An 11,914-nucleotide genomic window follows, 5' to 3' on the forward strand; every position below is an offset into this window, starting at 1 on the left:
AATGCCGGGTGGCGGCGTTGCCTTACCCGGCCTACAGAAGAGGATGTTTAGCCGCCGTGCAGACGACGCGCGTCAATCACATCCGGCACCTGGTTCAGTTTACCGAGCACCCGGCCCAGCACCTGCAGGTTATAGATTTCGATGGTCATATCGATGGTGGCAAGCTGCTCGCGGGTATCGCTGCGGCTGGCAACGCCCAGCACGTTGACCTTCTCGTTGGCGAGAATCGTGGTGATGTCGCGCAGCAGGCCACTGCGGTCGTTGGCAGTGACGCGCACCACCAGCGAGTAGCCAGCGGAGTAGCTTTCACCCCAGACGGCTTCCACGATACGTTCCGGCGCATGCGATTGCAGCTCAGCAAGCTGATCACAGTCGGAGCGGTGAATTGAGATCCCGCGCCCCTGGGTGATAAAGCCGACAATATCGTCACCCGGTATCGGCTGGCAGCAGCGGGCAATATGGTGCATGAGGTTACCCACCCCTTCAACCACCACGCGGCCATTGTCCTTGCTGCGCTGCTGCGGAGCGTAGGTTTTCTGCTGGAGCTGTTTCAGCGCTGCCGCATCCTGCTCTGCCGCGCTTGGCTTGTTGAACTGCGCTTGCAGGAAGTTCACCATCTGGTTCAGGCGGATATCGCCGCCGCCAATCGCCGCTAACAGTTCGTCGAGCTCGTTGAAGTTGTAGCGCGGCAGCAGGAACTTCTCCGCCTCTTTCAGGTTTATCCCGATATGCTCCAGCTCGTCGTCAAGGATCTGACGACCGGCAAGGATATTCTTGTCACGATCCTGCTTGCGGAACCAGGCGTGAATTTTAGAGCGCCCGCGGCTGGTGGTCACGTAACCGAGGTTTGGATTCAGCCAGTCGCGGCTTGGGTTTGGCTGCTTCTGGGTGATGATTTCAATCTGGTCACCCATCTGTAGCTGGTAGGTAAACGGTACGATACGTCCGCCGATCTTCGCCCCGATGCAACGGTGCCCCACGTCGCTATGAATGTGGTAGGCGAAATCGAGCGGCGTAGAGCCTGCCGGCAGATCAACCACATCCCCTTTCGGGGTAAAGACGTAGACGCGATCGTCGAAGACCTGACTGCGCACTTCGTCGAGCATTTCGCCGGAGTCGGCCATCTCTTCCTGCCACGCAATCAGCTTACGCAGCCAGGCGATACGGTCCTCGTGTCCGGAGCGCGCGCCGCCGGAAGTGCCTTCTTTGTACTTCCAGTGCGCGGCGACGCCCAGCTCGGCGTCTTCGTGCATCTGTTTAGTACGGATCTGAATTTCCACAGTTTTGCCGCCGGGGCCGAGCACCACGGTGTGGATGGACTGATAGCCATTCGGTTTGGGGTTCGCGACGTAGTCATCGAACTCATCCGGCAAATGGCGGAAGTGAGTATGTACTATCCCCAGCGCGGCGTAGCAGTCCTGGAGACGCTCCGCCACGATACGCACGGCGCGCACGTCAAACAGCTCGTCAAAGGCGAGGTGTTTCTTCTGCATTTTGCGCCAGATGCTGTAGATGTGCTTCGGACGCCCGTAGACCTCGGCGCGCACATTCTCCTCTTTCATCGACTGGCGCAGCCCGCTGACAAATTCCTCGATATAGTGCTCGCGGTCGATGCGGCGTTCGTGCAGCAATTTTGCAATGCGTTTGTATTCCGCCGGATGCAGATAGCGGAAGCAGTAATCTTCCAGCTCCCACTTCAGTTGCCCGATACCCAGACGGTTCGCCAGCGGCGCATAGATATTCGTACACTCTTTGGCGGCCAGGACGCGCTCGTCTTCCGGCGCATCCTTCACTTCGCGCAGATGGGCAACCCGTTCGGCCAGCTTGATCACCACGCAGCGAAAATCATCCACCATCGCCAGCAGCATGCGGCGGACGTTATCCACCTGCTCGGAAGAGACAGAATCCGTTTGCGCGGCTTTCAGTTGACGGATGGCGGCCATATCACGCACGCCGTGGATGAGCGCCACGACGGACTGGCCGACGCTTTCACGCAGCACGTCTTCCGTCACCACGTTAGCATCTGCCAGTGGGAACAGCAGTGCGGCCTGTAGCGTTTCGATATCCATGTTAAGCATGGAGAGAATTTCAACCATCTCCACGCCGCGCCACAACAGCAGTTCAGCGTCCGGATGCCCCTGCGTTGTGCGTAAACAATAGGCCCAGGTTTCGGTTAAGCGTTCACACGACTGCTGGCTGGAAATCCCCAGACTTGCGATCCATTTTTGAGGGTCAAACTCACCAGCTTTATTTAAATGTGCACTTCTTACCGCAACCATCGTCCTCTCCTTTAGGGACAAGGGCCTGTCGAAGTCGACAAGCCAAACTCATTAGATGTGCTCGAACAACACCATTGATTCCAGATGTCCAGTGTGCGGGAACATGTCCAGCATTGCCAGACGCCGAATCTGGTAACCCCCGCTCAATAATGCTTCGCTGTCACGGGCCAGCGTCGCCGGGTTACAGGAAACATAGACCACGCGTTCAGGCGCGAGTTTAATTATATGCTGCATCACGCCCGGCGCACCTGCGCGCGCCGGATCGAGCAGGATCTTATCAAAGCCCTGCTTAGCCCACGGTTGCTGAGTAACATCATCCTCAAGATTTTGATGAAAGAATGTCACATTTTGCAAGCCGTTCTGTTGGGCGTTCTCCTGGCCTTTCGCCACCAGCGCCTCAACGCCTTCCACCCCGACCACGCTTGCGGCTTTGCGGGCCAGCGGCAGGGTAAAGTTACCCATACCGCAGAACAGATCGAGCACCCGATCGGTGGGCTGGACGTCAAGCCACGCCAGCGCGTTCGCCACCATCTGCTGGTTCACGCCGTCATTGACCTGGATAAAATCCCGCGGGCTGAACGTTAAGCGTAGCCCGTCTGACGCATACCAGGGCGCGTCTCCGCTAACCTGCTCAAGTATCTCGCTTTGCGGCGCGAGGAAAAGCGCAAGCTCATGAGAATGCGAAAAGCGTTCCAGTTTTTCGCGATCTGCCCTGGACAGCGGTGCGGTGTGGCGCAGCACCATCAGCGGGCCGCCGTTGGCCAGCACCAGTTCGACATGGCCCAGCGAACGCACACCATCCAGCGATGCAAGACAGTGGTGCACGGCCGGGAGCAGTGCCTCAAGTTGGGGCACCAAAACAGGGCATTGCGTGATGGAGACGATATCGCTGGAGCTGGCTTTGCGAAAACCCATCTCCAGCCTTTCAGTTTTTGGCTGGTAGCTTAGACTCAGGCGAGCGCGGCGACGGTAGCCCCACGGCTGGTCAGCAACAATGTCACTGACGTCATGTTTTAGCAGGCGGGCCAGCGCGTTGCTTTTACTTTTTTGCTGTAATTCTGTGCTGGCATGCTGTTGCTGACAGCCTCCGCAAACGCCAAAATGGGGGCAGCGAGGCGTCACGCGCTCCGGGCTATCATTAAGACGGCGCTTGACCTGGCCGCGCGCATACTGGCGTTTGTCTTCCGTCAGCGTAATATCTGCGCGTTCTCCTGGCAGCAAACCTGTGATAAACAGTGTCTTACCCTTGTGACGCGCTACCCCCTGTCCAAAAGGATCGAGGTCAGAGGCTTCAACAGTTATGATCTGACGCGTCGTCACGCGTCGTTTTGCAGAGTAGAATTGCGCCATCGCCGAGATTGTTCTCAAATAAACATAATTAGCCTGATTGTCCCATAACGGAACTCCATGACCAACTACAGCCTGCGCGCGCGCATGATGATTTTGATCCTCGCTCCTACCGTTCTCATCGGTTTGCTGCTGAGCATTTTCTTTGTGGTGCATCGCTATAACGATTTGCAGAGACAGCTTGAAGATGCCGGGGCCAGCATTATCGAACCGCTGGCCGTCTCCAGCGAGTACGGTATGAACCTGCAAAACCGTGAATCCATTGGTCAGTTAATCAGCGTGCTGCACCGCCGTCATTCAGAGATTGTGCGCGCCATTTCCGTTTACGATGAGCATAACCGTCTTTTCGTCACCTCGAATTTCCATCTGGATCCCACGTCGCTGAAAATCCCGGAAGGTACCCCTTTCCCGCGTCATCTCACGGTCCTGCGGCGCGGCGATATCATGATCCTGCGCACGCCGATTATCTCAGAAAGCTATTCACCCGACGAATCCGCCCAGTCCGATGCGAAGTCCAGCAATAATATGCTGGGATATGTGGCGCTGGAGCTGGATCTCAAGTCGGTGCGGCTCCAGCAGTACAAAGAAATATTCATCTCCGGCGTGATGATGCTGTTCTGTATCGGCATCGCGTTGATCTTCGGCTGGCGGCTGATGCGCGACGTCACGGGGCCTATCCGTAACATGGTGAATACCGTTGACCGGATCCGCCGGGGTCAGCTGGACAGCCGCGTGGAAGGCTTCATGCTCGGCGAGCTGGATATGCTGAAAAACGGCATCAACTCAATGGCGATGTCGCTGGCGGCTTATCACGAAGAGATGCAGCACAACGTTGACCAGGCCACCTCTGACCTGCGCGAAACGCTGGAGCAGATGGAGATCCAGAACGTGGAGCTGGATCTGGCGAAAAAACGCGCTCAGGAGGCGGCCCGTATTAAGTCTGAGTTCCTGGCAAACATGTCGCATGAGCTGCGCACGCCGCTGAACGGGGTGATTGGCTTCACCCGTCTGACGCTTAAAAGCGAGCTCAACCCGACCCAGCGTGACCACCTGCATACCATTGAACGCTCAGCCAACAACCTGCTGACCATTATTAACGACGTACTGGACTTCTCGAAGCTGGAAGCGGGCAAGTTGATTCTGGAGAGTATCCCCTTCCCGCTGCGCAGCACACTGGATGACGTGGTCACGCTTCTCGCCCACTCCTCGCATGATAAGGGGCTGGAACTGACGCTCAATATCAAAAATGACGTACCGGATAACGTCATTGGCGACCCGCTGCGCCTGCAACAGGTCATCACCAATCTGGTGGGCAACGCGATTAAGTTCACCGAGAGCGGCAACATCGACATTCTGGTCGAAAAAAGGGCGCTCAGTAATAATAAGGTCCAGATTGAAGTTCAGATCCGGGATACCGGCATCGGCATTCCGGAGCGCGATCAGTCGCGTCTGTTCCAGGCGTTCCGCCAGGCCGATGCGAGCATTTCCCGTCGGCACGGCGGAACGGGCTTGGGTCTGGTGATCACCCAAAAGCTGGTGAAAGAGATGGGAGGCGATATCTCCTTCCACAGCCAGCCTAACCGGGGCTCGACCTTCTGGTTCCATATCAATCTTGATCTTAATCCGAACGTGCAAACCGACGGTCCGGTCACCGACTGCCTGAAAGGGATGCGTCTGGCCTATGTGGAACCGAACGCCGCCGCGGCGCAGTGTACGCTGGATGTATTAAGCAGCACGCCGCTGGAGGTGGTCTACAGCCCGACCTTCTCCGCGCTGGCGAACGATCATTACGATATTCTTTTGCTGGGGATTCCGGTGACATTTACCGGAGAACTGACCATGCAGCAGGAACGGCTGGCAAAGGCTGCCTCAATGACGGACTACCTGCTGCTGGCTCTGCCGTGCCACGCCCAAATCAACGCCGAAGAGCTTAAAAACGACGGGGCGGCGGCATGTCTGCTGAAACCCCTCACCGCCACACGGCTGTTACCTGCGTTGACTGAATATTGCCGTCTGACGCATCAGTCCCTGCCGCTGGAAAACGACGAACATAAGCTGCCGATGACAGTGATGGCCGTGGATGATAACCCGGCAAACCTTAAGCTGATTGGCGTGCTGCTTGAGGATCAGGTTCAGCACGTTGAACTGTGTACCAGCGGCGCCGAAGCCGTAGAACAAGCCAAACAGATGCAGTTTGACCTGATCCTAATGGATATTCAGATGCCGGGCATGGATGGCATCCGCGCCTGCGAATTAATTCGTCAGCTTCCGCACCAGCAGCAGACGCCGGTGATTGCCGTGACGGCGCACGCGATGGCGGGACAAAAAGAGAAACTGCTGGGTGCGGGCATGAACGATTATCTGGCGAAACCGATTGATGAAGAGAAGCTGCACAGCCTGCTGCTGCGCTACAAACCGGGGCACATTGGCGGGACGTACACCATTTCAGCTGAATCGCCGGAAATCAGCGTTAACCAGAATGCCACGTTTGACTGGCAACTGGCGCTGCGCCAGGCAGCAGGCAAAGCCGATCTGGCCCGCGATATGCTGCAAATGCTGGTGGACTTCCTGCCTGAGATCCGTAACAAGGTTGAAGAACAGCTGGTGGGCGAAAACCCTGAAGGGCTGCTGGAGGCCATCCATAAACTGCACGGTAGCTGCGGCTACAGCGGCGTGCCGCGGTTGAAAAATCTCTGCCAGTTGCTTGAACAGCAGCTCCGCGCGGGTACGCCAGAATCCGATCTTGAGCCGGAGTTTCTGGAGCTGCTGGACGAGATGGACAACGTGACGCGGGAAGCGATGAAGGTGTTGGGAAGCTAAGAAAAAGCCCGGTGGCGCTTCGCTTACCGGGCCTACAGGAGCACGAACGTTAACGCGACATCCCCTGCCCCACCTTTATGGCCGCCGCAATATTCCTTGCGGCCATCTGTACATTCTGTTGCGCATTTTCCAGCGCATCCTCCAGCGAGCAGATGGTGTAAATCACGCTGAATACCGCATCCAGTCCGTGCTCGTGCACCACGCCAACATCCGCCGTCAGGCTGCCGGCAATGCCGATAACCGGTTTGTTATAGCGTTTCGCGACTCTCGCCACGCCAACGGGCACTTTGCCGTGGATCGTCTGGCTGTCGATACGCCCTTCGCCCGTGATCACCAGATCGGCGTCCGCGACCTGTTCATCGAGATGCAGGGCATCGGTGACAATCTCAATCCCCCGACGAAGCTGTGCCCCGCAAAATGCATACAGCGCCGCCCCCATTCCGCCAGCTGCTCCGCCCCCCGCCAGGTTTAAGACGTCAATGTCCAGATCCCTGGCGATAATGTTTGCGTAATGCGCAAGCGCGTTGTCCAGCGTCCTGACCATCTCCGGCGTCGCCCCTTTCTGCGGACCGAATACCGCAGAAGCGCCAGTCTCGCCAATCAGGGGGTTGGTCACATCGCAGGCCACTTCAATTCGACAGTCTGCCAGCCGCTCATCCAGCCCACTAAGATCGATATGCGCAAGGCTTGCCAGTTCGCCGCCGCCCGGCCCAACGGGCTGTGCTTTCGCATCCAGCAGTTTTACGCCCAGCGCCTGCACCATGCCTGCGCCACCGTCATTGGTCGCGCTGCCTCCAATGCCAATAATGATATGCTTAACGCCCGCATCCAGCGCATGACGGATCAGTTCCCCGGTCCCCCACGAGGTGGTGATTAACGGGTTACGCTTTGCAGGAGCAACAAGCTCCAGACCGCTCGCGGCCGCCATCTCGATAAACGCGCTTTTCCCGTCTCCGGATAACCCGAAAAACCCTTCCACGTGTTCTCCCAAAGGCCCGGTAACGGGAACATGGACAAGACGCCCATGGGTGGCTGCCACCATCGCTTCCACCGTCCCTTCGCCACCATCGGCAACCGGTAATTTGACGTACTCCGCTGAGGGGAAAATTTCGCGAAAACCGACCTCTATCGCTGTCGCCACCTCCAGCGCGCTCAAGCTTTCCTTATACGAGTCCGGAGCGATAACAATTTTCATAAGCCATCCTTACGCATGTTAGTTACGTTAAGCATACACCACGTAAGGGACCGCCCATGGGAGCGGTCCCAGTTGGCTTATCGTACCATGCACGGACGTTTATTGTCGAATGACCACTCTGGGATCAGGTACTGCATCGCCAGCGCATCATCACGTGCGCCCAGCCCGTGTTTCTGGTAAAGCTCGTGCGCTTTCATGACCTGATCCATATCCAGTTCAACGCCCAGCCCCGGCGTAGCTGGAACCTGCACCATCCCCCCCTTGATCTCAAACGGCTGTTTGGTCAGGCGCTGATTGCCCTCCTGCCAGATCCAGTGGGTGTCGATAGCGGTAATGTTGCCCGGCGCAGCAGCCGCTACGTGGGTGAACATCGCCAGCGAGATGTCGAAGTGGTTGTTGGAGTGCGAGCCCCAGGTCAGGCCGAACTCATGGCACATCTGCGCCACGCGAACCGAGCCCTGCATCGTCCAGAAGTGCGGGTCTGCCAGCGGAATATCCACCGATTGCAGCGAGAGCGTGTGCCCCATCTGGCGCCAGTCGGTCGCGATCATGTTGGTGGCGGTTGGCAGCCCGGTGGCGCGACGGAACTCCGCCATCACTTCACGTCCAGAGAACCCCTGCTCTGCGCCGCACGGATCTTCCGCGTAGGCCAGCACGCCTTTGAGCTGCTTACCAATTTTGATCGCCTCATCAAGGGACCAGGCACCGTTCGGATCCAGCGTGACGCGCGCCTGCGGGAAGCGCTTCGCCAGCGCGGCAATCGCCTCAGCTTCTTCTTCACCCGCCAGTACGCCGCCTTTCAGCTTGAAGTCATTAAAGCCATATTTTTCATACGCGGCTTCAGCCAGGCGCACCACCGCATCCGGGGTCATCGCTTCATCGTGACGCACACGATACCAGTCGCATTTTTCGTCCGGCTGGCTCTGGTACGGCAGCGGGGTGAGTTTGCGGTTGCCGATAAAGAACAGGTAGCCGAGCATTTCCACTTCGCTGCGCTGTTGGCCGTCGCCCAGCAGGGAGGCGACATTGACGCCCAGATGCTGGCCTAACAGATCCAGCATCGCGGCTTCAATGCCCGTGACCACGTGGATAGTGGTACGCAGATCAAACGTTTGCAGACCACGGCCACCCGCATCACGATCGGCAAAGGTCGTACGCACGCTGGTCAGCACATTTTTGTACTCGCCCAGCGTTTTACCTACCACCAGCGGAATGGCGTCCTCCAGCGTTTTACGGATCTTCTCCCCGCCCGGGATTTCACCGACACCGGTATGCCCTGAGTTGTCCTTGATCACCACAATATTACGGGTGAAGAACGGCGCATGGGCGCCGCTCAGGTTCATCAGCATGCTGTCATGTCCCGCGACAGGAATGATCTGCATGGAGGTGACTACAGGGGTAGAAAATGTGCTCATCGTTCGATCCTTTTTCAGTGACGTCCAAATACAGGGCGCTTACGGTCAAATGTCCAGCCGGGGATAAGGTACTGCATCGGGCCTGCGTCGTTGCGCGCACCGCCCGGCAGTTTTTTATACGCTTCATGCGCCTTGTGGATCTGATCCCAGTCAAGCTCCACGCCCAGCCCCGGCGTATCCGGTACGGCAATGGTGCCGTTTTTGATTTCAAGTGGATTTTTGGTCAGGCGCGCTTCGCCTTCCTGCCAGATCCAGTGCGTATCGATGGCGGTCGGGTTACCCGGCGCCGCTGCGCCAACGTGGGTAAACATCGCCAGCGAAATGTCGAAATGGTTATTGGAGTGGCAGCCCCAGGTGAGCCCCCAGTCATCGCACAGCTGCGCCACGCGCACTGCGCCGGAAAGGGTCCAGAAGTGCGGATCAGCCAGCGGTATGTCCACCGCATTCAGCATCACCGCGTGGCCCATTTCGCGCCAGTTAGTGGCGATCATGTTGGTCGCAACCGGCAGCCCGGTAGCGCGGCGGAATTCGGCCATCACCTCGCGGCCAGAAAAGCCCTGCTCGGCGCCGCACGGATCTTCCGCGTAGGTCAGCACGTCGCCCAGTCCTTTGCACAGCGCGATAGCTTCATCCAGCCGCCAGGCGCCGTTCGGATCGACGGTGATGCGTGCCTCCGGGAAGCGTTTTTTCAACGCGCGCACGCTGTCAATCTCCTGTTCGCCCGGCAGAACGCCGCCTTTCAGCTTGAAGTCTTTAAAGCCGTAGCGATCCTGCGCCGCCTCTGCCAGGCGTACCACCGCCTCGCCAGAGAGCGCTTCCTGATGACGCAGGTGATACCACGCGTGGCTGCCCGGCGAGCACTCCAGATACGGCAGATCGGTTTTCGTCCGGTCGCCAACGTAGAACAGATAGCCCAGCACCGTTACTGCATCACGCTGTTTGCCTGGCCCCAGCAGTTCGCAGACCGGCACATTCAGCGCCTTGCCCAGTAAATCAAGGAGAGCCGCCTCCAGCGCCGCCACCGCGTTAACGCGCAGTTCAAACGTCCAGGCCCCTTTGCCGAAGGTATCAAAATCCGCCGACTGGTTGCCCTTATGCACCTGCTGAACCACCTTGTTCAGACGGGCGACCTCCTGCCCAACCACCTGCGGGATGGCGTCGACCAGCGTCTGGTAAATCACCTCTCCGCCAGGCGCTTCCCCGACGCCGGTATTCCCTGCGCTGTCGGTCAGCACCATGATGTTGCGGGTGAACCAGGCGTTATGCGCGCCGCCAATGTTGAGCAGCATGCTGTCCTGCCCCGCCACCGGGATGACTTTCATCTCCGTCACGATCGGGCTTGATTGCGTTGTCATCATCCGCGCTCCCCAACAGGTTTCAGTTCGATTCGTTTGATGTCCCCCACCAGCACCAGGTAACTGAGTACCGCCACCAGCGCATGGACGCCTACATAAATCAGCGCACCATTGAAGGAGCCGGTGGTGCCGACGATGTAACCGATAGCGATTGGGGTGACAATACCGGAAATGTTGCCAAACATGTTGAACAGACCGCCGCTCAGGCCGCTGATCTCTTTCGGCGCGGTATCTGCCATCACCGCCCAGCCCAGCGCGCCAATGCCTTTACCGAAGAAGGCCATCGCCATAAAGCCGATAATCATCCACTCCGCGCTGACGTAGTTACAGAACACCATGGTCATGGAGAGCAGCATGCCGAGCACGATTGGCGTTTTACGCGCAATATTCAGCGAACCGGTGCGACGCATCAGCCAGTCGGAGATGACCCCGCCGAGCACCCCGCCCACGAAGCCGCAGATGGCTGGCACAGAGGCGACAAAACCCGCCTTCAGAATCGACATCCCGCGCGCCTGCACCAGGTAAACCGGGAACCAGGTGATGAAGAAGTAGGTTAAGGCGTTAATGCAGTACTGGCCGAGATAGATACCGATCATCATCCGTGAGCCGACGAGCTGTTTGATCTGCCCCCATTTCTGGCTGAACGGGACTTTTGCTTTCTGGGTTTTCTGATCCATGTTGATCAGCGCCCCGCCTTCAGCAATGTAGTCCAGCTCTTTCTTGTTCACGCCCGGGTGCTGGTTTGGTTCGTGGATCACTTTCAGCCAGATAAAGCTGATGACGATCCCCAGCCCGCCCATGAAGAAGAAGACGTGCGACCAGCCCACTTCGTGCGTCAGCCAGCCCATAATTGGCGCGAAAATAACCGTCGCAAAGTATTGCGCCGAGTTAAAGATTGCTACCGCCGTTCCCCTCTCCTGCGCCGGGAACCAGGCGGCCACAATGCGGCTGTTGCCCGGGAAAGATGGCGCTTCCGCTAAACCCACCAGGAAGCGGAGGGTAAAGAGCGCAATGATAATGCCGAAGCCGCTGAAGATATCCACGAAGCCCTGTAACAGGGTAAACATCGACCAGATGAAAATGGACCAGAAATAGACCCGTTTTGAGCCAAAGCGGTCCAGCAGCCAGCCGCCAGGGATTTGGCCGATTACGTAGGCCCATGAAAATGCGGAGAAAACATATCCCATACCCACCGGATCAAGTCCGATGTCCTTTGCCATCTCAGAGCCGGCAATGGATAACGTGGCACGGTCGCCGTAGTTGAAAGAGGTGACGATAAACAGCATCACCACTATCCAGTATCGGGCGTTGGTGCGCTTCTCAGCGCTGCTCGCCGCGTGGCTTAATGTACTCATTGTTGCACTCCTGAAACATAGCTTTCGCCTGGTTCATTCTGTACAGCACCTGTAGGGTAATCAGAATGAGAGATTTGTGTTTGGTTTTGGTACGGCCCGAAGCCGTTTTATAGTGACGGGAAAAGTATATGAAGGAGTGACCGGTTCT

Annotated in this window: 8 protein-coding genes; 1 reads left to right on the top strand and 7 read right to left on the bottom strand. The window is 57.7% G+C overall.

All coding sequences use genetic code 11. The features are described from left to right. Positions 1–47 precede the first annotated feature (47 nt). The gene (relA, locus tag HP459_RS06000) at positions 48–2,279 is read right to left on the bottom strand and encodes a GTP diphosphokinase (RefSeq protein WP_022649204.1); all 2,232 of its coding nucleotides are present in this window, start codon (positions 2,277–2,279) and stop codon (positions 48–50) included. A gap of 51 nt (positions 2,280–2,330) precedes the next feature. Beyond that, positions 2,331–3,629 carry a 23S rRNA (uracil(1939)-C(5))-methyltransferase RlmD gene (gene rlmD, locus HP459_RS06005; protein WP_022649205.1) on the bottom strand — a complete coding sequence of 433 codons (1,299 nt, stop codon included), beginning with the start codon at positions 3,627–3,629 and terminating at the stop codon, positions 2,331–2,333. A 57-nt stretch (positions 3,630–3,686) separates the two neighbouring features. Here rlmD and barA point away from each other — a divergent pair, with 57 nt between their 5' ends. After that, a complete protein-coding gene (gene barA / locus HP459_RS06010; RefSeq protein ID WP_022649206.1) occupies positions 3,687–6,446 on the top strand; it encodes a two-component sensor histidine kinase BarA in 2,760 nt (919 codons plus the stop codon). 49 nt (positions 6,447–6,495) lie between these two features. Here the strand turns inward: barA and HP459_RS06015 are convergent, their stop codons facing one another. From HP459_RS06015 to HP459_RS23360, 5 genes are all read right to left on the bottom strand, one after another. Next, entirely contained in the window at positions 6,496–7,641 is a 1,146-nt protein-coding gene (locus HP459_RS06015; protein WP_022649207.1) for a glycerate kinase, read from the bottom strand. Positions 7,642–7,718: 77 nt separating this feature from the next. Continuing rightward, a complete protein-coding gene (gene gudD, locus HP459_RS06020; protein WP_023298497.1) occupies positions 7,719–9,056 on the bottom strand; it encodes a glucarate dehydratase in 1,338 nt (445 codons plus the stop codon). Positions 9,057–9,070: 14 nt separating this feature from the next. Further along, entirely contained in the window at positions 9,071–10,411 is a 1,341-nt protein-coding gene (locus HP459_RS06025; protein WP_171936018.1) for an enolase C-terminal domain-like protein, read from the bottom strand. Next, entirely contained in the window at positions 10,411–11,766 is a 1,356-nt protein-coding gene (gene gudP, locus HP459_RS06030; protein ID WP_003862734.1) for a galactarate/glucarate/glycerate transporter GudP, read from the bottom strand. Before gudP ends, HP459_RS06025 begins: the two co-directional genes overlap by 1 nt. Continuing rightward, the coding region (locus HP459_RS23360; protein ID WP_216661634.1) for a transposase at positions 11,732–11,914 on the bottom strand (183 nt) is incomplete at its 5' end. The genes gudP and HP459_RS23360, both read right to left, overlap by 35 nt.

Source organism: Enterobacter sp. CM29, from assembly GCF_013179605.1.
In the GTDB taxonomy this organism is placed as follows: Bacteria; Pseudomonadota; Gammaproteobacteria; order Enterobacterales; family Enterobacteriaceae; genus Enterobacter; species Enterobacter intestinihominis.

Bases quoted from the DNA above. Each gene is read 5' to 3' on its own strand.
- rlmD (WP_022649205.1), bottom strand. From the start codon at position 3,629: ATGGCGCAATTCTACTCTGCAAAACGACGCGTGACGACGCGTCAGATC.
- HP459_RS06025 (WP_171936018.1), bottom strand. From the start codon at position 10,411: ATGACAACGCAATCAAGCCCGATCGTGACGGAGATGAAAGTCATCCCG.
- gudP (WP_003862734.1), bottom strand. From the start codon at position 11,766: ATGAGTACATTAAGCCACGCGGCGAGCAGCGCTGAGAAGCGCACCAAC.
- relA (WP_022649204.1), bottom strand. From the start codon at position 2,279: ATGGTTGCGGTAAGAAGTGCACATTTAAATAAAGCTGGTGAGTTTGAC.
- HP459_RS06015 (WP_022649207.1), bottom strand. From the start codon at position 7,641: ATGAAAATTGTTATCGCTCCGGACTCGTATAAGGAAAGCTTGAGCGCG.
- barA (WP_022649206.1), top strand. From the start codon at position 3,687: ATGACCAACTACAGCCTGCGCGCGCGCATGATGATTTTGATCCTCGCT.
- gudD (WP_023298497.1), bottom strand. From the start codon at position 9,056: ATGAGCACATTTTCTACCCCTGTAGTCACCTCCATGCAGATCATTCCT.